At 40.9% G+C, this 23,210-nt stretch carries 36 protein-coding genes; 34 read left to right on the top strand and 2 right to left on the bottom strand.

The annotated features are described in order from the left end of the window. Nucleotides 1-9: 9 nt before the first annotated feature. Nucleotides 10-642 carry an NAD(P)H-dependent oxidoreductase gene (locus BKH46_RS04270; RefSeq protein ID WP_172402556.1) on the top strand — a complete coding sequence of 211 codons (633 nt, stop codon included), beginning with the start codon at nt 10-12 and terminating at the stop codon, nt 640-642. A gap of 30 nt (nt 643-672) precedes the next feature. After that, nucleotides 673-3,039, top strand: coding sequence for a ribonucleoside-diphosphate reductase subunit alpha (locus tag BKH46_RS04265; RefSeq protein WP_095225600.1), 2,367 nt, complete (start codon nt 673-675; stop codon nt 3,037-3,039). On the opposite strand, the gene BKH46_RS04260 is transcribed toward BKH46_RS04265, so the two are convergent. Beyond that, complete coding sequence (locus tag BKH46_RS04260) at nt 3,040-5,532, bottom strand: autotransporter outer membrane beta-barrel domain-containing protein (RefSeq protein ID WP_172402555.1); 2,493 nt, start codon at nt 5,530-5,532, stop codon at nt 3,040-3,042. 108 nt (nt 5,533-5,640) lie between these two features. Between BKH46_RS04260 and fumC the strand changes: the two genes are divergently transcribed. Further along, on the top strand, nt 5,641-7,032 hold the full coding sequence (gene fumC / locus BKH46_RS04255) for a class II fumarate hydratase (RefSeq protein WP_095225598.1): 1,392 nt from the start codon (nt 5,641-5,643) through the stop codon (nt 7,030-7,032). A gap of 2 nt (nt 7,033-7,034) precedes the next feature. After that, a complete protein-coding gene (locus BKH46_RS04250; RefSeq protein ID WP_095225597.1) occupies nt 7,035-7,622 on the top strand; it encodes a ribonuclease HII in 588 nt (195 codons plus the stop codon). A gap of 31 nt (nt 7,623-7,653) precedes the next feature. Here the strand turns inward: BKH46_RS04250 and BKH46_RS04245 are convergent, their stop codons facing one another. Further along, the gene (locus BKH46_RS04245; RefSeq protein WP_095225596.1) at nt 7,654-8,703 is read right to left on the bottom strand and encodes an ATP-binding protein; all 1,050 of its coding nucleotides are present in this window, start codon (nt 8,701-8,703) and stop codon (nt 7,654-7,656) included. 200 nt (nt 8,704-8,903) lie between these two features. Between BKH46_RS04245 and rpsJ the strand changes: the two genes are divergently transcribed. The 30 genes from rpsJ to BKH46_RS04105 all read left to right on the top strand — a co-directional run bounded on the left by rpsJ (nt 8,904) and on the right by BKH46_RS04105 (nt 23,201). Further along, nucleotides 8,904-9,218 (top strand): 30S ribosomal protein S10, encoded by a 315-nt coding sequence (gene rpsJ, locus BKH46_RS04240; protein ID WP_095225595.1) that lies wholly within the window; start codon nt 8,904-8,906, stop codon nt 9,216-9,218. Between the two features lie 14 nt (nt 9,219-9,232). Beyond that, nucleotides 9,233-9,811 (top strand): 50S ribosomal protein L3, encoded by a 579-nt coding sequence (gene rplC / locus BKH46_RS04235; RefSeq protein WP_095225594.1) that lies wholly within the window; start codon nt 9,233-9,235, stop codon nt 9,809-9,811. A 12-nt stretch (nt 9,812-9,823) separates the two neighbouring features. Then, a complete protein-coding gene (rplD, locus tag BKH46_RS04230; RefSeq protein WP_095225593.1) occupies nt 9,824-10,438 on the top strand; it encodes a 50S ribosomal protein L4 in 615 nt (204 codons plus the stop codon). A 15-nt stretch (nt 10,439-10,453) separates the two neighbouring features. Then, nucleotides 10,454-10,735 carry a 50S ribosomal protein L23 gene (locus BKH46_RS04225; RefSeq protein WP_095225592.1) on the top strand — a complete coding sequence of 94 codons (282 nt, stop codon included), beginning with the start codon at nt 10,454-10,456 and terminating at the stop codon, nt 10,733-10,735. Between the two features lie 9 nt (nt 10,736-10,744). Beyond that, the gene (gene rplB, locus BKH46_RS04220; RefSeq protein WP_095225591.1) at nt 10,745-11,572 is read left to right on the top strand and encodes a 50S ribosomal protein L2; all 828 of its coding nucleotides are present in this window, start codon (nt 10,745-10,747) and stop codon (nt 11,570-11,572) included. Nucleotides 11,573-11,581: 9 nt separating this feature from the next. Continuing rightward, entirely contained in the window at nt 11,582-11,863 is a 282-nt protein-coding gene (gene rpsS, locus BKH46_RS04215; protein WP_095225590.1) for a 30S ribosomal protein S19, read from the top strand. Between the two features lie 9 nt (nt 11,864-11,872). Further along, nucleotides 11,873-12,331, top strand: coding sequence for a 50S ribosomal protein L22 (gene rplV, locus BKH46_RS04210; RefSeq protein ID WP_095225589.1), 459 nt, complete (start codon nt 11,873-11,875; stop codon nt 12,329-12,331). Between the two features lie 2 nt (nt 12,332-12,333). Then, the gene (gene rpsC / locus BKH46_RS04205; RefSeq protein ID WP_095225588.1) at nt 12,334-13,038 is read left to right on the top strand and encodes a 30S ribosomal protein S3; all 705 of its coding nucleotides are present in this window, start codon (nt 12,334-12,336) and stop codon (nt 13,036-13,038) included. Nucleotides 13,039-13,043: 5 nt separating this feature from the next. After that, a complete protein-coding gene (gene rplP / locus BKH46_RS04200) occupies nt 13,044-13,469 on the top strand; it encodes a 50S ribosomal protein L16 (protein WP_095225587.1) in 426 nt (141 codons plus the stop codon). After that, the gene (rpmC, locus tag BKH46_RS04195) at nt 13,456-13,650 is read left to right on the top strand and encodes a 50S ribosomal protein L29 (RefSeq protein WP_095225586.1); all 195 of its coding nucleotides are present in this window, start codon (nt 13,456-13,458) and stop codon (nt 13,648-13,650) included. The genes rplP and rpmC overlap by 14 nt, the downstream gene beginning before the upstream one ends. Beyond that, a complete protein-coding gene (gene rpsQ / locus BKH46_RS04190; RefSeq protein ID WP_095225585.1) occupies nt 13,647-13,907 on the top strand; it encodes a 30S ribosomal protein S17 in 261 nt (86 codons plus the stop codon). Before rpmC ends, rpsQ begins: the two co-directional genes overlap by 4 nt. Nucleotide 13,908: 1 nt before the next feature. Continuing rightward, complete coding sequence (gene rplN, locus BKH46_RS04185) at nt 13,909-14,277, top strand: 50S ribosomal protein L14 (RefSeq protein WP_095225584.1); 369 nt, start codon at nt 13,909-13,911, stop codon at nt 14,275-14,277. Continuing rightward, the gene (rplX, locus tag BKH46_RS04180; RefSeq protein WP_172402554.1) at nt 14,277-14,510 is read left to right on the top strand and encodes a 50S ribosomal protein L24; all 234 of its coding nucleotides are present in this window, start codon (nt 14,277-14,279) and stop codon (nt 14,508-14,510) included. The genes rplN and rplX overlap by 1 nt, the downstream gene beginning before the upstream one ends. Before the next feature lie 2 nt (nt 14,511-14,512). Then, nucleotides 14,513-15,058: a 50S ribosomal protein L5 gene (rplE, locus tag BKH46_RS04175; protein WP_095225583.1), complete on the top strand. Its 546-nt coding sequence runs from the start codon at nt 14,513-14,515 to the stop codon at nt 15,056-15,058. 2 nt (nt 15,059-15,060) lie between these two features. Beyond that, nucleotides 15,061-15,246: a type Z 30S ribosomal protein S14 gene (locus tag BKH46_RS04170; RefSeq protein WP_095225582.1), complete on the top strand. Its 186-nt coding sequence runs from the start codon at nt 15,061-15,063 to the stop codon at nt 15,244-15,246. 9 nt (nt 15,247-15,255) lie between these two features. Further along, nucleotides 15,256-15,651 (top strand): 30S ribosomal protein S8, encoded by a 396-nt coding sequence (gene rpsH, locus BKH46_RS04165; RefSeq protein ID WP_095225581.1) that lies wholly within the window; start codon nt 15,256-15,258, stop codon nt 15,649-15,651. Nucleotides 15,652-15,660: 9 nt separating this feature from the next. Continuing rightward, nucleotides 15,661-16,197: a 50S ribosomal protein L6 gene (gene rplF, locus BKH46_RS04160; protein ID WP_095225580.1), complete on the top strand. Its 537-nt coding sequence runs from the start codon at nt 15,661-15,663 to the stop codon at nt 16,195-16,197. A gap of 11 nt (nt 16,198-16,208) precedes the next feature. Further along, a complete protein-coding gene (gene rplR / locus BKH46_RS09465) occupies nt 16,209-16,565 on the top strand; it encodes a 50S ribosomal protein L18 (RefSeq protein ID WP_172402553.1) in 357 nt (118 codons plus the stop codon). A 9-nt stretch (nt 16,566-16,574) separates the two neighbouring features. After that, nucleotides 16,575-17,015, top strand: a complete 441-nt coding sequence (gene rpsE / locus BKH46_RS09460; protein WP_172402552.1) for a 30S ribosomal protein S5 — start codon at nt 16,575-16,577, stop codon at nt 17,013-17,015. Between the two features lie 9 nt (nt 17,016-17,024). Next, nucleotides 17,025-17,429: a 50S ribosomal protein L15 gene (gene rplO / locus BKH46_RS04150; protein WP_095225579.1), complete on the top strand. Its 405-nt coding sequence runs from the start codon at nt 17,025-17,027 to the stop codon at nt 17,427-17,429. Then, complete coding sequence (gene secY / locus BKH46_RS04145) at nt 17,426-18,685, top strand: preprotein translocase subunit SecY (protein WP_095225578.1); 1,260 nt, start codon at nt 17,426-17,428, stop codon at nt 18,683-18,685. The genes rplO and secY overlap by 4 nt, the downstream gene beginning before the upstream one ends. Next, complete coding sequence (gene map, locus BKH46_RS04140; RefSeq protein ID WP_095225577.1) at nt 18,685-19,443, top strand: type I methionyl aminopeptidase; 759 nt, start codon at nt 18,685-18,687, stop codon at nt 19,441-19,443. The genes secY and map overlap by 1 nt, the downstream gene beginning before the upstream one ends. A gap of 2 nt (nt 19,444-19,445) precedes the next feature. Next, entirely contained in the window at nt 19,446-19,664 is a 219-nt protein-coding gene (gene infA / locus BKH46_RS04135) for a translation initiation factor IF-1 (protein WP_095225576.1), read from the top strand. A 126-nt stretch (nt 19,665-19,790) separates the two neighbouring features. After that, nucleotides 19,791-19,904: a 50S ribosomal protein L36 gene (gene rpmJ / locus BKH46_RS04130; protein ID WP_095225575.1), complete on the top strand. Its 114-nt coding sequence runs from the start codon at nt 19,791-19,793 to the stop codon at nt 19,902-19,904. A gap of 3 nt (nt 19,905-19,907) precedes the next feature. Further along, entirely contained in the window at nt 19,908-20,270 is a 363-nt protein-coding gene (gene rpsM / locus BKH46_RS04125) for a 30S ribosomal protein S13 (protein WP_095225574.1), read from the top strand. A gap of 13 nt (nt 20,271-20,283) precedes the next feature. Further along, nucleotides 20,284-20,679: a 30S ribosomal protein S11 gene (rpsK, locus tag BKH46_RS04120; RefSeq protein ID WP_095225573.1), complete on the top strand. Its 396-nt coding sequence runs from the start codon at nt 20,284-20,286 to the stop codon at nt 20,677-20,679. Between the two features lie 11 nt (nt 20,680-20,690). Further along, nucleotides 20,691-21,317 (top strand): 30S ribosomal protein S4, encoded by a 627-nt coding sequence (gene rpsD, locus BKH46_RS04115; RefSeq protein WP_095225572.1) that lies wholly within the window; start codon nt 20,691-20,693, stop codon nt 21,315-21,317. Nucleotides 21,318-21,332: 15 nt separating this feature from the next. Then, complete coding sequence (locus tag BKH46_RS04110) at nt 21,333-22,340, top strand: DNA-directed RNA polymerase subunit alpha (RefSeq protein WP_216358698.1); 1,008 nt, start codon at nt 21,333-21,335, stop codon at nt 22,338-22,340. 9 nt (nt 22,341-22,349) lie between these two features. Then, the gene (rplQ, locus tag BKH46_RS09660) at nt 22,350-22,700 is read left to right on the top strand and encodes a 50S ribosomal protein L17 (RefSeq protein WP_216358697.1); all 351 of its coding nucleotides are present in this window, start codon (nt 22,350-22,352) and stop codon (nt 22,698-22,700) included. 144 nt (nt 22,701-22,844) lie between these two features. Next, entirely contained in the window at nt 22,845-23,201 is a 357-nt protein-coding gene (locus BKH46_RS04105) for a methionine-R-sulfoxide reductase (protein WP_095225571.1), read from the top strand. Nucleotides 23,202-23,210 lie beyond the last annotated feature (9 nt).

The following is a 23,210-nucleotide window of genomic DNA, read 5'->3' as shown; positions in this document are numbered from 1 at the left end:
GATCATGTGATGGAAGAAAATCAATTTATTCAGGCTATGAATTTTAGGCACGCTTGCAAGGCGTTTGATACAAATAAGCAAATCCCAAAAGAAGATTTTGAAGTGATTTTGCGATCTGGGCAGCTCTCTCCGAGCTCATTGGGACTAGAGCCTACGCGAATGGTCGTGGTTAGAAATAAGGGCTTGCGAGAAGCAATGAAGCCTTTGTGCTGGAATCAAGACCAAATTACGAGTGCGAGTGAATTGGTTGTATTCAAATCTTTGATCGCACCTTTGAGGGCACCTAGCAACTATGTCAGAAGATTGGTAAGCAGAAAGATGGCGCAAAAAGAGAAGTTTGAAGCTTATTGCCAGAGGATAGAGGGCTTTTTGCGTGATAATGATTTGTTGGGTGAAAATATGATCCATTGGACAGCCAGACAAGCATATTTGATGGCAAGTTCGATGATGAATTGTGCGGCGTTTATGGGGATTGATTCTTGTCCGATTGAGGGTTTTGAACAAAGGAAGCTAGAGGAGCTTTTTGCGATAGACAGGGGCTTGGAACAGATTGTGCTGTTGGTTGCTTTTGGGTATCGGCTGCATCCACAGCCTGCCGAAAAATATCGTTTAGACATACATGAATTAGTTACATATCAATAAAATAATATATAGAAATTATAAGGAGCTTTTGTGATAACGGTTATAAAAAGAAGTGGGCGCGTAGAAACATTGGATATTACAAAAATACAAAAATATACCTCTAGTGCTGTGAAAGATTTGGAGGGCGTGAGTCAAAGCGAGCTAGAAGTCGATGCTAAAATCCATTTCAAAGACAAGATCACGACAGAAGAAATCCAGCAAACTCTCATCAAAACTGCTGTCGATAAGATCGATGTGGATACACCCAATTGGACTTTTGTCGCTGCAAGGTTGTTTTTGTATGATCTCTATCACAAGGTGAGCGGTTTTACGGGTTATCAGACATTGCAAGCATATTTTGAACAAGGGGAAAAAGAGGGGAAAATCCTCAAAGGTCTGCGAGATAAATATGATTTAGAATTTTTGAACGCACAAATCAAGCCTGAGCGGGATTTGCAGTTTAATTACTTAGGGATTAAGACGCTATATGATCGCTATTTGATTAAAGATGGGCAGAATAAGCCCATTGAACTGCCCCAGCATATGTTCATGGCAATTGCTATGTTTTTAGCCCAAAATGAAAAAGAACCCAATGAGTGGGCGTTAAAGTTTTATGATATTATCAGTAAGTTTGAAGTGATTGCTGCGACACCAACTCTAGCAAACGCAAGGACAACGCGCCATCAGCTGAGCTCTTGTTATATTGGCAGCACACCCGATAATATTGAGGGGATTTTTGATGCGTATAAAGAAATGGCACTTTTATCCAAATATGGTGGAGGGATTGGCTGGGATTTTAGCTGCGTGCGGGCTTTAGGGAGCTTTATTGATGGGCATAAAAATGCTGCGGGGGGCGTGGTGCCGTTTTTAAAAATCGCTAATGATGTAGCCATTGCTGTGGATCAGCTAGGCACGCGCAAAGGGGCGATTGCGACTTATTTAGAGATTTGGCACGCTGATATCAATGATTTTATTGATTTGCGTAAAAATAGTGGCGAGGAGCGCCGTAGGACGCACGATTTATTCCCTGCTGTGTGGATTTGTGATCTGTTTATGAAAAGAGTTGAAGAAAATGCCCTATGGACATTGTTTGACCCCTATGAGTGCAAAGAACTCACTGAGCTTTATGGCGAAGCGTTTGAGCAAAAATATCTCGAATATGAAAAAGACCCCAATGTATTGAAAGAGCATATCAATGCAAAGGATTTATGGAAGAAGATTTTGACGAATTATTTTGAATCAGGGCTGCCTTTTTTGTGTTTCAAAGATAATGCCAATCGTGCCAATCCCAACGCACACGCTGGAATTATTCGCAGCTCCAATCTATGCACAGAGATATTCCAAAACACCGCGCCAAGCCATTATGTCATCGAAGTAGAATACACAGATGGGAGCTTGGAGGTTTTTGAAGAAAGACAAGAAGTCCTCACAGACGCAGGAGTGAAGAAAAAGGCAAACAAACTCACGAGTATCGATGCACTCAAAGGCAAGCCTGTATTCATCACGACTCGCAAGCAGATAGGGGGGAGCACAGCTGTGTGTAACCTTGCGAGCGTGAATCTATCTAAAATCCACACACAAGAAGATATCCAAAGGGTTGTCCCTATAGCGATTCGTATGCTCGATAATGTGATTGATTTGAATTTTTATCCCAATAAAAAAGTCAAGGTCACTAACTTGCAAAATCGGGCTATTGGTTTAGGCGTGATGGGGGAGGCACAAATGCTTGCTGATGCTAAGATCCATTGGGGCTCACAAGAGCATTTAGAAAAAATCGATGCAGTGATGGAGATGATTAGCTATGAAGCGATTTTGTCTTCTTCTCATTTGGCACAAGAAAAGGGCAAATACCCGCAATATGAGGGCTCTAGCTGGTCGCAAGGGATTTTCCCTATCGATCGGGCAAACAAAGAAGCCCTCAAGCTCATTGATCGTGGAGGGCTTTTTAGCCATAGCTGTGATTGGGGGGGCTTGCGAGAGATTGTCAAGGCCCAAGGTATGCGTAATGGCTATTTAATGGCTATCGCTCCTACAAGCTCAATTTCTATTCTCGTAGGCACGACACAGACTATCGAGCCTGTCTATAAAAAGAAATGGTATGAAGAAAATTTGAGTGGGCTTATCCCTGTAGTTGTCCCCAATCTCAATTTAGAAACTTGGAATTATTATACTTCTGCTTATGATATCGATCAGACTGCGCTGATTAAAGCTGCAGCTATTAGGCAAAAATGGATCGACCAAGGGCAGAGCACTAATATTTTCATGCGCCTTGAAAAAGTCAGTGGCAAGCTTTTGAACGATATTTATATGCTAGCGTGGAAATTAGGATTGAAATCGACTTATTATCTGAGAAGCGAAAGCCCTAGTATCGATGAAAATGTGATGGATAGGTCTGTAGAGTGCTACAACTGCCAATAACTAAAATACATATTTGAGTGCTGCACTCCCACCGATAACAAAGCTTTTTTGCGTTGAAGCTTGCATTGAGGCATTGAGGTGGATCAAAAACTGCTTGCTAAAAGGTATCTCACCTCCCATGGTCACAGAAGCGAAGTGCTCTTTTGGGGGCGTGGGGATTGTCAGAGTGTTGTTTAAAAACAAGACTTCGATGTTTTTGAGATTGCTATAAACGGTGTATGCAAATGCAGGGCGGATAAAAAAATAACCCCTTTCCATATATTTTCTATATTCTATCCCCGCAATCAATCGTGTATAAAAATGATTTTTGAAAAGATATTCACTCTCAAATACTCCCCTCTCTTGGGCTTTGTGGTTGATTTCATAATAGAGATTGACCCCTAAATAAGGCTTGATTGTGTGTGTATGGAAAATATCAAACTTAGGGCCAGATTGGACTAAGAGATTGAACGCGTGGGTGGCATATGGCGTGTGTTGGGCATAGGAGTTAGTGGCGATGGTGATGGTCTTGTTTGCTTGGCTTGCTCCATAATCATAGCCCAAGATGGTGTCAGTTTCGAGCCCGATATGTCCGATGGGCTGATACGCTCGCATATAAGCCCCGAGTTGGAAGCTGTGCGTGCGTGTGCTTAAGGTTGTGAATTGTGCGTTGCTTGCGATATAGCCCGTATAAAGACCTAAAAACAAATAAGGTGTGAATTTCTTATCGATTCCAGCATTGATTCCATAGCTATAGCCTTTTGTAGTGGTGTTGGTCTGATAAGCCCCTAAGAGTGAGGCATATACAGAATTATTTTTTGCTGCTGGAATAGGGCGGGGATAGGCTTGAGAGATGTAGTCTGATTGGGGAGTGGAATTAGGGAGGGCGATGGTATTGCTCGCATATCTAGGCAAGGCGCTCAAGACAATGGGCTGTGATTGGGATGCAATCATGCGATCAAAAACCGAGGCTCTGATTGTATCGAATCGACTTTGTGTCAAAACATCTTTGCTGTGTGCAAAGGTGGCGATTCCCTCTTGGATATTCACAGACATATCTTTGATTTGTGCGTTGCCAAGATTGCGAATATCTAAACCATTTAAATGCCCTTGTGTGCTGATCGTATCGATAGCATCAATGATGGTGGCTTCATTGGAGGTTAGGGGTGTTTGTTCTGCGATGATTTCAGAGAGCTTTTTGCCAGCAGTCGTATCGATGAAAGTAATCGTGAGGGCATTGTCTTTTTGTGCGATGGATACTTGATAGAATTGATTGGTGCTGCCATCTTCTGCAGTCACTTCATGGAGTGAAAGAAGAGTGTTATCAAATTCTAAAGAATTGCTAGCTTGCAAAAATGTATAGGGTTTGTTGGGGCGTGCGCTCCCTTTAAAAAACTTGAGCGTAGCATCTTTGACTTTGATGTCTTTAGCTTGGATTTTGCCATACTGCACAGAATCGCCACTAAAAAATATCCTGCTCCCACTTGTGCTTTCAAATGTATTACCCACTTCGATTTGACTCCCATCATACAAAAGGATATCGCTATATTTTCCGTTGGTAAAGTCAGTGCCGACTTGGAGCGTGCTGTGGTTTTTGAGATGGATTTGTGAGCGAACTGCATTAGAAGCGCTCGCTGCATTGAGTGTCTTGCCCGCACCCTCTGAGAAGAGAGCTTGTTGGATAATGAGCTTACTATCATCGATATTAATCGCACCCGCACCAGAATCATCATAGATACTATTTTTTATTGTCCCACCATTATAGACATTGCCACTTTGGATTGTGAGGGTGCTTTGATTGGAGATATTGATAGTAGAGATTGCATCGAGATTTTTATCCCCTGATATTTGTCCATTTAGTATTTTATAGATATAGCCAAAGTTGTTGAACTCTTTTGTAACTATGATCGTGCTTGTAGCGCCATTTGTGGTTTCAAATACCCCTTGAGAGCCTATACCATTAGCCGTATCTCCGTTATTGAATTTGGGTGTATTGATGGTGAGTGTCCCACCATTGTTTGTAAGTTGGCTCACTTGGATTTGAGTCCCATTTTTATTGATGACATTATTAAAAGATGAGCTTAGGTTGAGTTCCATTGTGCCTTGGTTATAGATTCCCCCACCATATGAGGTGAATTCCTTGCCCAATACCTGCAGACTAGCCCCTTTACTCACTGCATATGAAGAGTTGGCATTGGAGATAAAATTAGTATTTGTAAAATGGATCTGGAGTTGGGAGTTTGGGTTGATTTTGATTGTGCTTTCATTATAAAAGCTGCTGATAGATGTGGTCGTATCGGGTTGGAGTATGAGTGTTGAGGGAGAGGAGCCATTGGTCGAATAAGTGAAGCCAGATTTGTTGTAAAAATTTTTGTTTTTATCTACCATCACATCAATTTGTTTGGTTTCTCCTGAATTGAGCTCGTATGTGGCAGGCAATTCTTCCCATTTATCAGGCGCCCCTTGTGCTAAAAGAGGTAAAATAAAATAAAAGAATACAAAAAATCTTTTCATATATTCTCCAGAATATTTAAATGGTCGCATTGTATCAAAATCGGGCATTTTTTGTATGGGGATTGAAATTTGTGGTAAAATGTAAAAAAATACTTGCAAAGGAGTCATATGAATTACCGAACAGAACGCGATACAATGGGTGCTATAGAGGTTGAGGATTCTAAGTATTGGGGGGCACAAACCCAAAGGAGCTTTGAAAACTTCAAAATCGGCACAGAGAAAATGCCCCAAGAGCTTATTTATGCGTTTGCTAAGCTAAAGAGGTCTTTGGCTGTTGTGAATCGTGATTTGGGTAAGCTAGAGGCTAAAAAAAGTGAGGCGATTGTCCGTGCGTGTGATGAGATTTTAGCCGGTAAATTTGATGATATGTTTCCTTTGGCGATCTGGCAGACAGGGAGTGGGACACAGACAAATATGAATCTCAATGAAGTGATCGCCCATCGGGCTACAGAGATTTTGGGTGCTGATTTCAGAAAGCAAAAGCTTATCCACCCCAACGATGATGTGAATATGTCCCAAAGCTCTAATGACACCTTTCCCACAGCAATGCATATTGTTTCTGTGCTAGAGCTCTCACATCGCTTATTGCCAGCCCTAGATCGCCTCCACCACACCCTCAAGCAAAAATCTGAAGCCTTTGCCTCCATCATCAAGATAGGTAGGACGCATTTGCAGGATGCAACACCATTGACTTTAGGGCAGGAATTTAGCGGGTATGTGAGTATGCTAGAACACTCTAAAAGTCAGATTTTAGCGAGCTTAGAGCCACTCAGAGAGCTAGCTATCGGAGGGACAGCTGTAGGCACAGGGATCAATGCACACCCACAATTGGGCCAAAAGGTCAGCGAAGAGCTTTCCAAACTCACTGGCGAGCGATTCATCTCTGCACCCAATAAATTCCACGCACTCACTAGCCACGATGGGCTAGTCTTTGCACACGGGGCACTCAAAGGCCTAGGGGCAAATCTGATGAAAATCGCTAATGATATCCGTTGGCTCTCTTCAGGTCCAAGATGTGGGCTAGGGGAGTTGCATATCCCAGAAAATGAACCCGGAAGCTCGATTATGCCCGGAAAGGTCAATCCCACGCAATCAGAGGCTGTAACGATGGTTGCTGTGCAAGTTTTTGGCAATGATAGTGCGATTGGCTTTGGGGCTTCTCAGGGTAATTTTGAACTCAATGTTTTCAAGCCCGTGATTATTTATAATTTCTTGCAGAGCTTGCGTTTGTTGGCTGATTGTATGGATTCTTTTGATGTGCATTGTGCGCAAGGGATAGAGCCCAATTTAGAAAAAATCGATTATAATTTGCACAATTCTTTAATGCTTGTCACAGCGCTCAATCCCCATATCGGCTATGAAAATGCGGCCAAAGTCGCTAAAAATGCCCATAAAAAGGGTATCAGTCTTAAAGAATCTTGTGTGGAAATGGGATTTTTGAGTGCAGAAGATTTTGATAGATTTGTCGTGCCAGCTGATATGATCTCGCCGAAGGAATAGGGGTGATTTGTGGGGTTGATGAGGCAGGCAGGGGGAGTTTGTGCGGGAGTATGTTTATTGCAGGGGTGGCTTGCAGAGAGGTTGAGGCCATGTGGCTGTGCTCTATTGGCGTTAAAGACAGCAAAAAGCTATCAAGAACCAAACGCTTTGCCCTAGCCCAAAAACTCTCAGAAAACACAAATATCCATACCCATATTGTTGAAAAAACTTGCACACAAATTGATGAGAGGGGCTTGAGTATTTGCTTGAAAGAGGCAATTTCTGAGATTATTGAGCATTTGAGAGTTTGGAGTGATGATTTTTATGTAGATGGCAATACACTTTTTGGGCTTCAAGGTGGCTCAGATTATCGCTTGAGCCCTATCATCAAAGGTGATGATAAAATCCCTCAAATCGCAGCTGCGTCAATCCTTGCTAAAACAGCCAAAGATACCCAAATGCTAGCCCTTGACTCCCTTTATCCGCAATATGGCTTCAAAAACAATATCGGCTATGGGAGCAGAGAACATCTCAAAACTCTAGCACTCTATGGCTATACGCCCCACCATCGCAAAAGCTTCACCATCAAAAACCCCCTAAACTTTGGATAACTTTTTTGTGCTTTAACATAGAGTTTGTCATTTAGAGATCTTGTAGGGCAAAGTTGATAAAACTCACTGCTTCCCATCGCCCATAAGGCGTTTGCGCGCTTGCTTCATAGTTGATCGTGATGATAGTGATGTGTGAAAATATTTTTTGGATTTTGGTGATTTTTTCATCGATAGCAGCAGCTGTGGGGAAGGCAAGTGCGATATAAGCGTGTGCGTCTTGTGTGAGGAAATCACAGCCCTCAGCATAAGAGAGATTTGTGTTTTTATAAGATAGCTCTAAAAATACCATATTTTCAAAGATAGCTTGGAAAGACTTGAGCGAGGCAAAGGCATAGGGCAGGGAAAAATCATAAAAATAAAGCTTTTTGTTTTGGGATTTGTCTTTGTGGTGGGGGAGGAGATAGATGGCTTGATCTTTTTGAAAAGTAGCAATGGATTGATAGATCGTGTCTTTTGAGATTTTAGTGTGTTTTTTGATCTGTGTGTAGAGTTGGTTGGTGCTGATTTTATGGGCTTGATAAGAGATGAGATTCTGGAATAATTGAGCAGCATTGCCAAAGGCCAATGTGGTGATTTCTTGCCTGCGTGGTATTTTTTGATAGTCATTGAGAGCTTGGATTTCAGGCAAGTTGCCGTCTTTGAGGAAGTGGTTGAAAAGCGTGTTGATAGAGAGATTTTTTTTATCAAAGCTGATATATTCTTCAAAGCTCAAAGGCGTGATAGACTTGGATACAAACCCCTCTGGGATAGGGGTGGTCTGTGAGTGGGTGATGAGAATCATATTTTCTAGGTTAGGCAAAGAGAAGTCTTGGGGAAAGTTGTCTATGATGAGTATGTCGATTTTTTTCTCTAAATACAGCTTGAGTAGTATGGGTTTGATGGCTTCTGTATCTGTTCTTGGGTCTTTGCAGTCAAAATAAGCAGGCTTTTTGAATAGCCTAGCAAAATCAAGCGCGATAGATGTTTTTCCTGATTTGGGAGGACCAAAAAGGTGGATTTTATTAGCCCCTAGCCCAAAACGACGAGGCAAGATACTAAAGCCTTGCGTTTTTTCGATGAAATTTTGCTCCAAATCTTGCATATAATTGTCCTAAAATATTTTCAAGAAATCATAAAGAAATCATAGCATACTTTCCTTTTGATAAGGAAATTAATTTGCAATAAAAATACGAAAAATAGGATAAATCCTTGACTATGTGACTATATTTTACTTATAATACCCGTTCCAAATTTTGGTAATTGCATCTATTTTGATGAGTTCTTTGTAAAGGAAGTAAATAAATGGAAAAAATCAGACTTAAGCTCAAAGCCTATGACCACAGAGTTTTGGACAGATCTGTTGCATCGATTGTCGAGGCAGTGAAAAGGACAGGTTCAGACATCAGAGGGCCGATCCCATTGCCGACAAAAAATAGGAGATACACCGTGTTGCGATCCCCTCATATCAATAAAGATTCTAGGGAGCAGTTTGAAATCAGAGTGCATAGCAGGATCATTGATATTATGTCTGCAACACCTGAAACTGTAGATAGTCTTATGAAGCTTGATTTGGCTCCTGAGGTCGATGTCGAAGTGACTTCTATGGAAAATAAATAAGGCAAGGATAGAGAATGGAATTTTTAGTAGAAAAAATTGGTATGAGCAGAACGATTGGAACATCAAGCGTCCCAGTCACATTGTTGCGAGTTGTCAATGCTAAAGTCTGCCAAGTGTATGGAAATGGCAAAGCGTTGGTTGCTTACTCCTATGGGAAGCAATACAATAAATCCATAGAAGGCCAACAGAAAAAATACAATCTGAGCAAAGAATTCAACCATTTTGTTACTTTGAGTGTTGCCAATGAAGAAGTGGGCGATTTAGATACTGCGGGTTTAGAAAATGCCAAAAAACTCAAGGTGGCTTTCCATACCAAAGGTCGCGGGTTTGCTGGTGCGATGAAGCGCTGGAATTTCCAAGGTGGGCCTGCTGCGCACGGGAGTAGATTCCATAGAAGACTTGGGTCTATCGGTAATAGAGAATGGCCAGGGAGAGTCCAGCCGGGTAAGAAAATGGCAGGGCATTATGGCAATGAAAAAGTTACAGGGCAAAATGAAGTGGTTTCTTTTGATAAAGCTAGCAATATTTTAGCTGTTAAAGGCTCTGTAGCAGGATTTTGTGGTGCCTATGGCCGCATAATGATTATGAAATAATAAGGGTTAAAAATGAGTAAGGCAATCATATTGGACAATCAGTTCGAAAAGGCAAGTGAAATTGATTTGCCCCAAAGATACGATGGGATCAATGAGCACAATCTGTATCTTTATGTCAAATCTTACCTCGCTTCACTCCGAGCTAATAGTGCGAGTGCAAAAAATCGCGGCGAAGTCAGTGGCGGGGGCAAAAAGCCTTGGAGTCAAAAAGGCGGCGGGAGAGCTAGAGCAGGGAGTATTACTTCACCTGTGTTTGTAGGTGGTGGTGTTTCACATGGTCCGAGCAATAACCGAAACTATGATCTTAAAATCAACAAAAAGCAAAAAAAACTTGCTCTTGAATATGCACTCAAACAAAAAACAGAAAATGCCAAGCTTTATATCACGGATTCTATCGCAGTGGCAAGCTCTAAAACAAAAGACGCTCAAGCGATTGTGAAGACTTTGGGTGAAAGAAGTGTTTTGTTTGTATGCCAAATGAGTGATGAGCCAACATTTTTGGCTTTCAGAAATTTAAAAAACTGCTATTTGGTAGATGCAAATGAATTGAATGCTTATTTGGTCGCAGCTTTTCATTCTGTCGTGATGGAAAAGGCTGTTTTTGATGAGATTATTCAATCTAAATAATTAGGGAAGGTCAATATGGCAGATATAACAGATATAAAATCGATGCTCTATACAGAGAAATCTTTGTCAATGCAAGAGAGTGGGATTATGGTCGTGCAGACTTCTAGCAAGGTGACTAAAAATCAATTGAAGCAAGTTTTTAAGGATTATTTTGGTTTCACTCCTTTGCGTATCAATTCTTTGCGACAAGAGGGGAAAATCAAACGTTTCAAGGGCAGAATCGGACAAAGAAATGCATTTAAAAAGTTTTATGTAAAAGTCCCAGAAGATGCGAAGATCCCTTCGCTCACCGCATAAGGAGATACTATGGCAATCAAGACCTATAAACCTTACACTCCTAGCAGAAGATTTATGTCAGGGCTTAGCTCTCAAGACATCACAGCAAAACCAAGCGTAAAAAAATTGCTCGTAAAATTGCCTGTAACTGCAGGGAGAAACAATAACGGACGCATCACAAGCCGCCACAAAGAGGGTGGAGCAAAGAAATTCTATCGTATCATTGACTTCAAGCGCAATAAATACAATATTGAAGGAAAAGTCGAGAGTATTGAATATGATCCATACAGAAATTGTCGGATCGCTTTGGTTGTGTATCCTGATGGGGATAAGAGATATATTTTACAGCCGAGTGGTCTTAAAGTGGGCGATGTGGTTGTAGCTGCAGAAGCAGGGCTTGATATCAAAACAGGCTTTGCGATGAAGATTAAAAGTATCCCTATCGGCACAATCGTGCATAATATTGAAATGCACCCTGGGGCTGGGGGGCAGCTTGCTAGAAGTGCAGGTGCGAGTGCTCAGATTATGGGTAGAGAGGGTAAATACACAATCATCAGAATGCCAAGTGGGGAAATGCGCTATATCCTTGAAGAATGTATGGCAACCATCGGTGTAGTGGGTAATGAAGACTTTATCAATATCTCAATTGGTAAAGCAGGCAGAAACAGACACAGAGGTATTAGACCCCAGACTCGAGGTAGTGCGATGAACCCTGTCGATCACCCACACGGTGGTGGTGAGGGCAAAACGGGATCAAGTGGGCATCCTGTTTCTCCTTGGGGACTTCCTGCTAAGGGCTATAAGACAAGACGCAAGAAAGCTAGCGATAGATTGATTATTTCTAGAAAGAAAAAATAAGGATACGATATGGCAAGATCAATTAAAAAAGGTCCCTTCATCGATGAGAGCTTGATGAAAAAGACATTAAAAGCCAAAGAAGGCAAAGACAATAAACCCATCAAAACTTGGTCACGAAGAAGCACAATACTGCCTGATATGATAGGGCTCACTTATAATGTCCATAATGGCAGAGTGTTTGTGCCTGTGTATGTTACTGAAAACCATGTGGGGTATAAGTTGGGCGAGTTTGCTCCGACAAGGACTTTTAAAGGACATAAAGGCAGTGTCCAAAAAAAGATTGGTAAATAAGGAAAGTCAATGAGTAAAGCACTATTAAGATATATCAGGCTTTCCCCGACAAAAGCCCGATTGGTAGCCAGAGAGATTCAAGGTATGAACGCAGAATTGGCGATTGCAAGCTTGGAATTCACCCCAAATAAAGCCGCAAGAATTATTTCTAAAGTCATCGCTTCAGCAATCGCAAATGGAGGCTTTGATGCCCAAAATAGTTATATCACTTCTTGCAGAGTCGATGCAGGCCCTGTTTTGAGAAGATTCATGCCACGCGCTAAGGGCAGGGCAACGCCTATCCGCAAGCCCACTTCTCATATTTTAGTCGAAGTGAGCGATCAAGTGCAGGCAAAAAATCCTAAAAAAGGCTCTGCTAAAAATACACAAGCCACTCCAAAGAAAGATTCACCAAAAGCCAAGGACTCTCAAAGGGCTTCAAAAAGGACATCACAGATGAGCAAAAAAACAGAAGGCGAGGATAAGTAATTATGGGACAAAAAGTTAATCCAATAGGCTTAAGGTTAGGTATTAACAGAAATTGGACTTCCAGATGGTTTCCAAATACCCAAAATACGCCCTTAAATATTGCCGAAGACTACAAAATCAGAAAATTTTTGAAAAAAGAGCTTTATTATGCAGGTGTGAGTGAGATTATCATTGAGAGGGCAGCTAAGAAGCTTCGAGTAACGGTCGTGGCTGCTCGTCCGGGTCTTATCATCGGGAAAAAAGGTGCTGATATTGAAAAGGTCAAGCAATCTTTGAAAATGCTTGTCCAAAAAGATATTTCTATCAATATCAAAGAAGTCAAACGCCCTCAAGCCAACGCACAATTAGCTGCTGAAAATGTCGCTACACAGCTTGAAAAGCGGGTAGCTTTCAGAAGAGCGATGAAAAAAGTCATGCAAACAGCTATCAAATCAGGAGCTAGAGGGATAAAGGTCAGAGTATCAGGCAGGCTTGCTGGAGCAGAGATGGCAAGGACTGAGTGGTATATGGAGGGCAGAGTTCCTTTGCATACTCTCCGTGCAAAAATTGATTATGGATTTGCAGAAGCGATGACTACCTATGGGATCATAGGGGTTAAGGTCTGGATTTTTAAAGGTGAAGTATTGCAAAAAGGTATCCAACCTGAGAAAAAAGAAGACGACAGAGAGGGTAGAGATACCAAAACCAGAAGTAGAAGAGGGAGATAATAACAATGTTAATGCCAAAAAGAACAAAATACAGAAAACAAATGAAAGGCAGAAATAGGGGCAAATCTTTCAAAGGATCTTCTCTGACATTTGGTGATATCGCTATCAAGGCACTTGAACACGGCAGGATTGATTCTAGGCAGATCGAATCAGCGCGTATCGCACTCACTCGACACATCAAGAGAGCAGGAAAGGTCTGGATTAGGGTATTCCCCGATAAGCCATTGACTGCTAAGCCTCTTGAAACCAGAATGGGTAAGGGTAAGGGTTCGGTAGAAAAATGGGTGATGAATATCAAGCCCGGAAGAATCATTTATGAAATGACAGGTATTGATGAAGCGACTGCTAGAGAGGCCTTGGCTCTAGCTCAAAGCAAGTTACCTTTCAAGACAAAAATCATAACTAGCGAGAGTGAAAATGAAATTTATTGAATTAAAAGATAAAGAAATCGAGGAACTAAGAAAGCTGTTAGTTGAGAAAAAGTCAGAGCTTTTTGAACTCAGACTCAAACTCAAAACAATGCAATTGAATAATCCTGGGCAAATTGCAGTCATCAGAAAAGATATTGCGCGTATCAATACAGCAATATCTGCTAAGAAGGATCAAAAATGAGTGAAAAACAACCACATAAAAGAGTGATTCAAGGCAAGGTCGTGAGCAAGGCAGGCGATCAGAGCGTAGTGATTTTGGTTGAAAGAAAAGTTGTCCATCCCAAATATAGAAAGATTGTCAAGAGATTTAAGAAATATACCATACACGATCAAGACAACTCTGCTAAAGTGGGCGATGTGGTCGCTGCAATCGAGTGTAAGCCGATTTCTAAAACCAAGGCTTTCAATCTCAAAGAAATTGTTTTGGTAGGGGTGTGAGATGATACAGAGTTTTACAAGATTGACCGTAGCCGATAATAGCGGTGCAAAAGAGATTATGTGTATCAAGGTGCTAGGTGGTAGCCATAGGCGATATGCTACCGTAGGAGATGTCATTGTCGCCTCTGTCAAAAAGGCTATCCCCAATGGCAAGGTGAAAAAAGGGCAGGTGGTCAAAGCTGTCATTGTCAGAACAAAAAAAGAAATCCAAAGGGATAATGGCTCTTTGGTTCGCTTTGATGATAACGCAGCTGTGATTTTGGATGCAAAAAAAGAGCCCATTGGCACAAGGATATTTGGACCAGTCAGCAGAGAAGTGCGATATGCGAATTTTATGAAAATAGTATCGTTAGCTCCGGAGGTGTTATAGTGATAAAGTTTAAAGTAAAAAAAGGCGATATGGTAAAAGTCCTCGCTGGAGATGATAAGGGCAAAACAGGGAAAGTTCTTGCCGTGTTGCCTAAGACACAGCAAGTGATTGTAGAGGGCTGTAAAGTAGTGAAAAAAGCTATCAAACCAACAGACAATGAGCCCAAAGGTGGTTTTGCCCACAAAGAAATGCCCATGAGTATTTCAAATGTCAAGAAAGCCGAGGAGAAATAATTATGTTTGGTTTGAAGAAATTCTATCAAGAGGAAGTGAAGGCAAAGCTTGTTTCTGAGCTAGGTATCAAAAATCCTATGCTCTTGCCAAAACTTGAAAAAATCATTATCAGTGTGGGTGCAGGCGATCACGCTAAAGATGCAAAAATCATGCAAAATATAGCAGATACGATTTCACTGATTGCAGGGCAAAAGGCTGTGATCACATTGGCAAAAAAATCTGTCGCAGGCTTTAAAATGCGTGAGGGAATGCCAATGGGGGTAAAGGTTACTCTCAGGGGTAATCAAATGTATAACTTTCTAGAAAAACTCATCGTGATATCTTTACCCAGAGTTAAGGATTTTAGGGGTGTTTCCAGAAATGGCTTTGATGGTAGAGGGAATTATAGCTTTGGACTCAATGAACAATTGATGTTCCCTGAAGTAGTTTATGATGATATTATGGTAACTCACGGTATGAATATCACAATAGTCACTTCCACAAATAACGATAAAGAGGCATTCAAGTTGCTTGAATTACTTGGTATGCCATTTGCAAAAGGAAAATAAATATGGCAAAAAAATCAATGGTTGCTAAGACAAAACGAAAAGCAAAATTCAGTGCAAGAAAATATACCAGATGCCAAGTATGTGGGAGACCCCATTCAGTTTATAGGGATTTTGGGCTTTGCAGAGTGTGTTTGAGAAAAATGGGTAATGAAGGGCTGATCCCCGGACTTCGAAAAGCTAGTTGGTAAGGAATAAATATGGTAAATGATATAATTGCAGATTCATTGACACGATTACGAAATGCTTCAATGAGGAGATTGGAGGTCACCAATCTTTATTATGCCAAGATTGTTGTTTCTATTCTTGAGGTGTTCAAAGCAAAAGGTTTTGTCAAAGACTATAATGTCAATGACAAAGACGGGAAACAATCCATTTCAGTGCAGTTGGCTTATGATGAAAGAGGTTATTCTCTCATCAATGAGATCAAGCGCATCAGCAAGCCCGGTCGGAGAGTCTATAAGGGTAGAAATGAATTGAAGAAGTTTAAAAATGGCTATGGCACGATTGTGGTTAGCACCAGCAAGGGTGTGATTGCTAATGAAGATGCCTATAAACAAAATGTGGGCGGTGAAGCGCTTTGCAGTATATGGTAGGAGAGAGATATGTCAAGAGTTGGAAAAAGACCTATTAGCATTCCAAGTGCAGTTCAAGTATCTGTCGAAGGGAGCAAAATTGTGTTTAAGGGTGGCAAAATCACTAAAGAACTTGAAACCTATGGAAGAGTTCATATTGATTTGAGTGGGAGCGAATTGAGTTTTCGCTCTATCGATAATGAGCCGCAATCTCGAGCCTATTGGGGGACTTACAGAGCTTTAGCAAGCAATATCATCACAGGCATTGCTTCAGGCTTTAGCAAAGTTTTAGAAATCAATGGCGTGGGCTATAAGGCAGCAGTTTCTGGAAAGGTGCTTGAGCTCGCACTGGGCTTTAGCCACCCTGTGAAATACCCCATACCAGAGGGCGTTGAAATGAGTGTGGATAAAAATACAATCACAATCAAAGGGAGCGATAAGCAGCAAATCGGACAGATTGCAGCTGAGATCAGAGAGTTCAGACCTCCAGAGCCCTATAAAGGTAAGGGTATCAAATACAGCGATGAGATCATTATCCGCAAAGCTGGTAAAACTGCTAAGAAATAAAAGGTGATAAGATGACAAGTAAAACATTAGAAAGAAAAAAGAAACTCAGAAGCAAAAGAAAACTTCGAGTGAGAGGTAAATTGTTTGGCACATCTACCAAGCCTAGAGTCAGTATTTTCAGATCCAACAAATACCTATATGCCCAAGCTATTGATGATGTATCTCAAAAAACGCTTGCTTGCGTTGATGGGAAAAAAATGGGATTAAAAAACAACAAAGAAGATGCCCAAAATATTGCCAAAGCTTTTGCAGAGGAGTTGAAAAAAATAGGTATTCAAGAGATTATTTATGATAGAAATGGCTATTTATATCACGGCGTTGTTGCAGCTTTTGCAGAATCTCTAAGAACAAACGGCATCGTTCTTTAAAGGAAAAATATGGAAATCAATCGAGAAGAATTTAGTGAAGTTGTTGTAAATATCGGAAGGGTTACAAAAGTTGTCAAAGGTGGGCGGAGATTTCGCTTCAATGCCCTTGTGGTCGTTGGAAATAAAAATGGCTCTGTGGGATTTGGATTGGGCAAGGCAAAGGAAGTCCCCGATGCGATCAAAAAAGCTGTTGATGATGCGTTTAAAAACATTATTCAAGTGCATATCAAAGGCACAACTATCCCCCATGACATCGAGCACAAATACAATGCAAGCAAGATTTTGCTCAAGCCTGCAAGCGAGGGAACAGGTGTCATCGCAGGTGGTTCTGCAAGACCAGTGATTGAATTAGCAGGGATTAAGGATATTTTGACAAAGTCTTTGGGTTCAAACAATCCTTATAATGTTGTGCGAGCGACTATTGATGCACTCGCTAGGATTAAGGCTTAAGGAGGCATTATGGCACTAGAAAAAATACAACCAGCCCACGGGAGCACTCGAGATATCAAACGCGTTGGCAGAGGTCAAGGCAGTGGTATGGGCAAAACCTCTACTAGAGGGGGCAAGGGGCAGACAGCCAGAAGTGGTTACAAAGCAAAAAGAGGTTTTGAAGGCGGGCAGCAACCCCTCCAAAGACGACTACCAAAAGTCGGATTCAGGACAAAGATCCAAAAACCCTATGTGATCAATATCGATAAATTTAAAAGCATTGCAGAGCTTGCTGAAATCACTTTTGAAAGTATCAGAGCTGTGCATAAATTCCCCACTTACATAGAAAAAATCAAGATCATCGGCTCTAGTGCGTGTGATTTGAAAGCCAAAATCAAAGACGATCGAATCAGGACTAGTGGGCAAGAGCGATGAACAAGGCAGTTGTTGGCAAAATCCTAATCACCTTAGGCTTTCTATTTTTATATAGGATTCTAGCCTATGTGCCTATCCCCGGAGTTGATTTAGCGGCTATCAAGTCGTTTTTTGATAATAATTCAGGGAATGCTTTGGGTTTGTTTAATATGTTTAGTGGTGATGCAGTTTCTCGTTTGAGTATCATTTCACTAGGGATTATGCCCTATATCACTGCTTCTATCGTGATGGAACTGCTCGCAGCTACTTTCCCCAACCTAGCAAAAATGAAAAAAGAACGCGATGGTATGCAAAAATATATGCAGATTGTCCGTTATGCGACTATTTTTATCACGATCATACAAGCCATCAGTGTTTCCTTTGGTCTGAAGAGTATTGGGCATGGTCCTAATGGTGCGATCATGATTGATATGCAGACATTTTTGCTGATTTCTACCTTTTCAATGCTTACAGGCACAATGCTTTTGATGTGGATTGGAGAGCAGATCACACAAAGAGGCGTGGGGAACGGGATTAGTTTGATTATTTTTGCTGGTATTGTTTCAGGCATACCTTCTGCGATTGCTGGGACATTCAATCTCGCAAACACGGGTGTCATCAATTTCTTAGTGCTGATTGGCATTTTTGTGATTATTTTAGCCACTGTTTTTGTGATTATTTATGTCGAATTGGCTGAGCGCAGAATCCCTGTTTCTTATGCTAGAAAAGTCATTATGCAAAATCAAAATAAGCGTATCATGAATTACATACCCATTAAGCTCAATCTCAGTGGGGTGATCCCCCCTATTTTTGCCTCAGCTTTGTTGGTGTTTCCATCGACAATTTTGCAAGCTTCTTCGAATAAGACGATCCAAGCTATTGCCGATTTTTTAAGCCCACACGGCTATGCGTATAATATTTTGATGTTTTTATTGGTGATATTTTTTGCTTATTTCTACTCTTCAATTGTGTTTAATTCCAAAGATATTGCCGATAATCTCAAGCGCCAAGGGGGGTATATACCTGGTATGCGGCCTGGAGAGGGAACATCATCATTTTTGAATTCTGTGGCAAGTAATCTCACTTTCTGGGGGTCTTTGTATTTGGCATTGATTTCTACATTGCCTTGGATATTGGTCAAGGGCATGGGTGTTCCATTTTATTTTGGTGGGACAGCAGTTTTGATTGTTGTGCAAGTTGCTATCGATACAATGCGTAAAATCGAAGCCCAAATTTATATGAATAAATACAAAACACTCAGTGCGGTAGGCTTTTGATGTCTATCAATATACGAAACCACAAAGAAATTGATTTTTTGCGCAAGCCAAATCGCCTTGTGGGCGAAACATTGCAGCTTTTGAGTCAGCACGCACAAGAGGGAGTGAGTCTTTTGGAGTTGGATAAAATTGCTGAAGATTTTATCTGCAAAAATGGTGCACGACCTGCTTTTAAAGGATTGTATGGCTTCCCTAATGCTGTGTGTATCTCTGTCAATGCTGTGATTATCCACGGTATCCCCAATGGCTATTTACTCAAAAATGGCGATATAGTGGGGTTTGATGTGGGCGTAGAATATGAGGGTTGGTATGGTGATGGGGCAGTGACTCTTGGTGTGGGAGAGATTTCTAGCAAAGACAAGGAGCTTATAGCTTGTGCTAAGGACACTTTGTATGAAGCGATTGACCATATCAAAGTGGGTTTGCGCTTTAAAGAGCTCAGTGGCATTATTGAAGCTGCTATCCTCAAGCGGGGATTTGTCCCTTTGAAGGGATTTTGTGGTCATGGTATCGGCAGAAAGCCGCACGAAGAGCCTGAAATCCCAAATTACCTTGATGGTCGCGCTATCAGCTCAGGCCCTAAGATCAAAGAGGGAATGGTATTTTGCCTAGAACCCATGATTTGCCAGAGTGATGGTGAGCCTAAGATTCTTGATGATAAATGGGGGGTAGTGTCTGTTGATGGACTCAATGGCAGCCATTATGAGCATACTATCGCAGTGGTCAATGGAAAACCTGAAATACTTACGGAGATTTGATAATGGCTAAAGATGATATTATAGAGGTAGATGGAAAGGTCTTAGAAGCACTGCCAAACGCTACTTTTAAAGTCGAATTGGATAACAAGCATATTGTGTTGTGCCATATCGCTGGAAAAATGCGTATGCACTATATCAAAATCTTGCCCGGAGATAAAGTAAAAATTGAACTCACGCCTTATAGTCTTGATAAAGGTAGGATTACTTTCAGATATAAATAAACTAAGAAGCTTTTAAACTTAAAGTTGTTATAATGACAGCTTTTTAGTATCTGAAGAACCATTATGGAGATTATTCGGGCTTTAAAAAGATTTTATGCATAGGCATGAATTTAAGGAGAGATGAAAATGAAAGTGCGACCTTCGGTCAAAAAAATGTGTGATAAGTGTAAAATTATCAAGAGAAGAGGCGTGGTTCGAGTGATTTGCTCAACCCCAAAACATAAACAAAGACAAGGATAAAATATGGCTAGGATTGCTGGTGTAGATTTGCCAAAAAAGAAAAGAGTTGAATATGCTCTTACTTATATTTATGGAGTAGGTTTGAAAAGTTCTCAAGATATTTTGAGAGCCGTAAATATATCTTTTGATAAGCGAGTTCATGATCTCAGCGAAGATGAAGTCTCTGCAATTGCTAAAAAAATTCAAGAAGGCTACATGGTCGAGGGTGATTTAAGGAAAAAAGTTCAAATGGATATCAAATCATTGATGGACCTAGGGAATTATCGTGGCCTTCGCCATAGAAAAGGACTGCCTGTGCGGGGTCAGACAACTAAAAATAACGCACGCACAAGAAAAGGCAAGAAAAAAACAGTAGGCAGTAAATAAGGAGGCTTGACTGATGGCTAAAAGAAATGTAGCAACTAAAAAGAGAATTATCAGAAAAAATATAGCAAAAGGCATTGTTTGCATATCTGCTTCGTTCAACAATACAAATGTAACCATCACTGATGAAATGGGTAATGTGATCTGTTGGGCTACTGCTGGTGGACTTGGCTTTAAGGGTTCTAAGAAATCTACCCCCTATGCTGCACAGCAGGCTGTTGAGAGTGCGATGGCAAAAGCCAAAGAGCACGGTATCAAAGAAGTCGGGATCAAGGTGCAAGGACCTGGAAGTGGCAGAGAAACAGCTGTAAAGAGTGTAGGGACTATTGAGGGCATTAAAGTCCTTTGGATAAAAGACATCACTCCACTGCCCCACAATGGCTGCAGACCACCTAAAAGAAGAAGAGTATAAGGGAGCATACAATGGCAAGATACAGAGGACCGGTTGAAAAATTAGAAAGACGATTTGGTGTGTCACTCGCTTTAAAAGGTGAGCGAAGACTAGCAGGCAAGAGTGCTTTGGACAAAAGACCTTATGGTCCAGGTCAGCACGGACAAAAAAGAGGTAAGATTTCTGAATATGGCTTGCAACTTCGTGAAAAACAAAAAGCTAAAGTGATGTATGGTGTTTCAGAAAAGCAGTTCCGATCGATTTTTGTGGAAGCAAACAGACTCGATGGCAATACAGGGGAAAATCTGATCCGACTCATTGAAAGAAGGCTTGATAATGTCGTGTATCGTATGGGCTTTGCTACCACTCGGAGATTTGCTCGCCAATTAGTATCCCACGGACATATTCTCGTTGATGGTAAAAAAATCAATATCCCTTCTTATTTTGTGCAAGCTGGACAAAAGATTGAGATTGTAGAAAAGGCAAAAAACAACACACAAATCACACGCGCTATTGAGCTGACTGCTCAAACAGGCATAGTGCCTTGGGTAGATGTAGAAAAAGATAAAAAATATGGTATTTTCACTCGTTATCCAGAAAGAGAAGAAGTTGTGATTCCCATAGAGGAAAGGCTCATTGTTGAGTTGTATTCTAAATAATCAGGTGGTAAAAGAATGAAAACTATTAAAACAGCTCCCTATATTCCTACTGATATCAATATAGAAGAGAGCAATAAAAACAGGATCAAAGTATCAGTTTATCCCTTTGAATCGGGCTATGCGATCACTTTGGCCCACCCTATCAGGAGATTACTGCTTTCAAGTTCGGTCGGCTATGCTCCTATAGGTCTTAAGATTGAGGGTGTGACCCATGAGTTCGATTCTGTTCGGGGTATATCAGAAGATGTATCACCTTTTATCATCAATCTAAAAAATATTCGCTTTGTTTATAAAGCCTTTGCTGAAAGCGAGGAACAAGTTGTTGTCAATTACTCTTTTAAAGGTCCTATGGGACTTACGGGGGCAGATTTAGCTAATGATGTTTTAGATGTTGTCAATAAAGAAGCTTATTTGGCCACTATCAATGAAGATGCTGTCTTGAATTTCTCTATCATCGTGCAAAAAGGTATGGGCTATGTTCCTAGTGAGGAGATAAGAAAAGTTGTCCCTGAGGATTTTATCCCACTTGATGCATATTTTACGCCAGTGAAAAAGGCTATTTATGAGATAGAAAATGTCTTGGTAGAAGACAATCCTAGCTATGAAAAGATAGTTTTTGATATCGAAACAGATGGGCAGATAGAGCCTTACAAAGCTTTTCAAGAGGCAATTGCTGTGATGCACGCACAAATGAGTATTTTTGGGGCAGATATCACAGCTGTGCCAGCGATTGCTAAGGGATCTGCAGATGATGCTGCAGAGCTCAAAGATCTGATGGTTAAAATCGATACACTCAATTTGAGTGCGCGATGTTTTAATTGCTTGGATAGGACAGGGATTCGATATATCGGCGAGCTTGTCTTGATGGGTGAAAATGATTTAAAAAATATCAAAAATATGGGTAAAAAATCCTATGATGAGATTGCAGAAAAGCTCCAAGAATTGGGCTATCCTGTGGGGTCTGAGTTGCCCAGCGAGTTGGTATTGTCTTTGAATAAAAAAATTATAAAGATGAAAAATTAAGGAGAAACAATGAGGCACAATCACGGGTATCGAAAGCTTGGCAGAACCTCTTCACACAGAAAGGCGTTGTTAAAGAATCTTGCGATTGCTTTAATTGAACATAATAAAATCGAAACAGGTGTTTTCAAGGCAAAAGAATTGCAGTCTTATATTGAAAAATTAATCAGTGCTGCAAGAGTAGGGGATTTCAACGCCCATCGTTTTGTGTTTGCTTATTTGCAGCATAAATCAGCTACTAAAAAACTAGTTACTGAAATCGCTCCTAAATATAGCGATAGAAAAGGTGGTTATACAAGGATACAGCGGACGCGTCTGCGCAGGGGCGATGCTTCTTCTATGGCTATCATCGAATTTGTTTGATAGGGCTTCTCCCTCATCAAACACCCCCCCTTTTTTTAATATCAAACACCCCTTACTCCCTTGCTTTTATCTCTCCAATAGAATACACAATCTTGTTTTTTATGGTATATTATTCCTTATTGATTTTATCCACTAGGAATACAGATGAATCCATTGACCCCACAAGAATATGACATTATCATCAAAAAAGCCACAGAAGCCCCATTTAGTGGTGTATATAACGACTTTTACCAAGAGGGGATTTATGTATGCAAGCAGTGCGGGGCAGAGCTTTATACTTCGAGTGCAAAATTCAAATCAGGTTGTGGTTGGCCCAGCTTTGATGCGTGCATTTCTGAAGCGATTGAATATCAATTGGATGCTGATAAAAGGCGCACAGAGATTTTATGCAAGCAATGTGGAGGGCATTTGGGGCATGTATTTGTCGGAGAGGGCTATACACCTAAAAATACAAGGCATTGTGTCAATTCTCTTTCATTGCATTTTATCCCCAAAAAATGAGCGTTTGAT

The sequence above is a fragment of the Helicobacter sp. 12S02634-8 genome, assembly GCF_002272865.1.
Lineage (GTDB): Bacteria > Campylobacterota > Campylobacteria > Campylobacterales > Helicobacteraceae > Helicobacter_J.
The sequence above is the reverse complement of the archived record's forward strand: the minus strand, read 5'-3'. Positions and strand labels throughout refer to the sequence as shown.

Bases quoted from the DNA above. Each gene is read 5' to 3' on its own strand.
- BKH46_RS04270 (WP_172402556.1), top strand. From the start codon at position 10: ATGGAAGAAAATCAATTTATTCAGGCTATGAATTTTAGGCACGCTTGC.
- BKH46_RS04260 (WP_172402555.1), bottom strand. From the start codon at position 5,532: ATGAAAAGATTTTTTGTATTCTTTTATTTTATTTTACCTCTTTTAGCA.
- fumC (WP_095225598.1), top strand. From the start codon at position 5,641: ATGAATTACCGAACAGAACGCGATACAATGGGTGCTATAGAGGTTGAG.
- BKH46_RS04245 (WP_095225596.1), bottom strand. From the start codon at position 8,703: ATGCAAGATTTGGAGCAAAATTTCATCGAAAAAACGCAAGGCTTTAGT.
- rpsJ (WP_095225595.1), top strand. From the start codon at position 8,904: ATGGAAAAAATCAGACTTAAGCTCAAAGCCTATGACCACAGAGTTTTG.
- rplC (WP_095225594.1), top strand. From the start codon at position 9,233: ATGGAATTTTTAGTAGAAAAAATTGGTATGAGCAGAACGATTGGAACA.
- rplD (WP_095225593.1), top strand. From the start codon at position 9,824: ATGAGTAAGGCAATCATATTGGACAATCAGTTCGAAAAGGCAAGTGAA.
- BKH46_RS04225 (WP_095225592.1), top strand. From the start codon at position 10,454: ATGGCAGATATAACAGATATAAAATCGATGCTCTATACAGAGAAATCT.
- rplB (WP_095225591.1), top strand. From the start codon at position 10,745: ATGGCAATCAAGACCTATAAACCTTACACTCCTAGCAGAAGATTTATG.
- rpsS (WP_095225590.1), top strand. From the start codon at position 11,582: ATGGCAAGATCAATTAAAAAAGGTCCCTTCATCGATGAGAGCTTGATG.
- rplV (WP_095225589.1), top strand. From the start codon at position 11,873: ATGAGTAAAGCACTATTAAGATATATCAGGCTTTCCCCGACAAAAGCC.
- rpsC (WP_095225588.1), top strand. From the start codon at position 12,334: ATGGGACAAAAAGTTAATCCAATAGGCTTAAGGTTAGGTATTAACAGA.
- rplP (WP_095225587.1), top strand. From the start codon at position 13,044: ATGTTAATGCCAAAAAGAACAAAATACAGAAAACAAATGAAAGGCAGA.
- rpmC (WP_095225586.1), top strand. From the start codon at position 13,456: ATGAAATTTATTGAATTAAAAGATAAAGAAATCGAGGAACTAAGAAAG.
- rpsQ (WP_095225585.1), top strand. From the start codon at position 13,647: ATGAGTGAAAAACAACCACATAAAAGAGTGATTCAAGGCAAGGTCGTG.
- rplN (WP_095225584.1), top strand. From the start codon at position 13,909: ATGATACAGAGTTTTACAAGATTGACCGTAGCCGATAATAGCGGTGCA.
- rplE (WP_095225583.1), top strand. From the start codon at position 14,513: ATGTTTGGTTTGAAGAAATTCTATCAAGAGGAAGTGAAGGCAAAGCTT.
- BKH46_RS04170 (WP_095225582.1), top strand. From the start codon at position 15,061: ATGGCAAAAAAATCAATGGTTGCTAAGACAAAACGAAAAGCAAAATTC.
- rpsH (WP_095225581.1), top strand. From the start codon at position 15,256: ATGGTAAATGATATAATTGCAGATTCATTGACACGATTACGAAATGCT.
- rplF (WP_095225580.1), top strand. From the start codon at position 15,661: ATGTCAAGAGTTGGAAAAAGACCTATTAGCATTCCAAGTGCAGTTCAA.
- rplR (WP_172402553.1), top strand. From the start codon at position 16,209: ATGACAAGTAAAACATTAGAAAGAAAAAAGAAACTCAGAAGCAAAAGA.
- rpsE (WP_172402552.1), top strand. From the start codon at position 16,575: ATGGAAATCAATCGAGAAGAATTTAGTGAAGTTGTTGTAAATATCGGA.
- rplO (WP_095225579.1), top strand. From the start codon at position 17,025: ATGGCACTAGAAAAAATACAACCAGCCCACGGGAGCACTCGAGATATC.
- secY (WP_095225578.1), top strand. From the start codon at position 17,426: ATGAACAAGGCAGTTGTTGGCAAAATCCTAATCACCTTAGGCTTTCTA.
- map (WP_095225577.1), top strand. From the start codon at position 18,685: ATGTCTATCAATATACGAAACCACAAAGAAATTGATTTTTTGCGCAAG.
- infA (WP_095225576.1), top strand. From the start codon at position 19,446: ATGGCTAAAGATGATATTATAGAGGTAGATGGAAAGGTCTTAGAAGCA.
- rpmJ (WP_095225575.1), top strand. From the start codon at position 19,791: ATGAAAGTGCGACCTTCGGTCAAAAAAATGTGTGATAAGTGTAAAATT.
- rpsM (WP_095225574.1), top strand. From the start codon at position 19,908: ATGGCTAGGATTGCTGGTGTAGATTTGCCAAAAAAGAAAAGAGTTGAA.
- rpsK (WP_095225573.1), top strand. From the start codon at position 20,284: ATGGCTAAAAGAAATGTAGCAACTAAAAAGAGAATTATCAGAAAAAAT.
- rpsD (WP_095225572.1), top strand. From the start codon at position 20,691: ATGGCAAGATACAGAGGACCGGTTGAAAAATTAGAAAGACGATTTGGT.
- BKH46_RS04110 (WP_216358698.1), top strand. From the start codon at position 21,333: ATGAAAACTATTAAAACAGCTCCCTATATTCCTACTGATATCAATATA.
- rplQ (WP_216358697.1), top strand. From the start codon at position 22,350: ATGAGGCACAATCACGGGTATCGAAAGCTTGGCAGAACCTCTTCACAC.
- BKH46_RS04105 (WP_095225571.1), top strand. From the start codon at position 22,845: ATGAATCCATTGACCCCACAAGAATATGACATTATCATCAAAAAAGCC.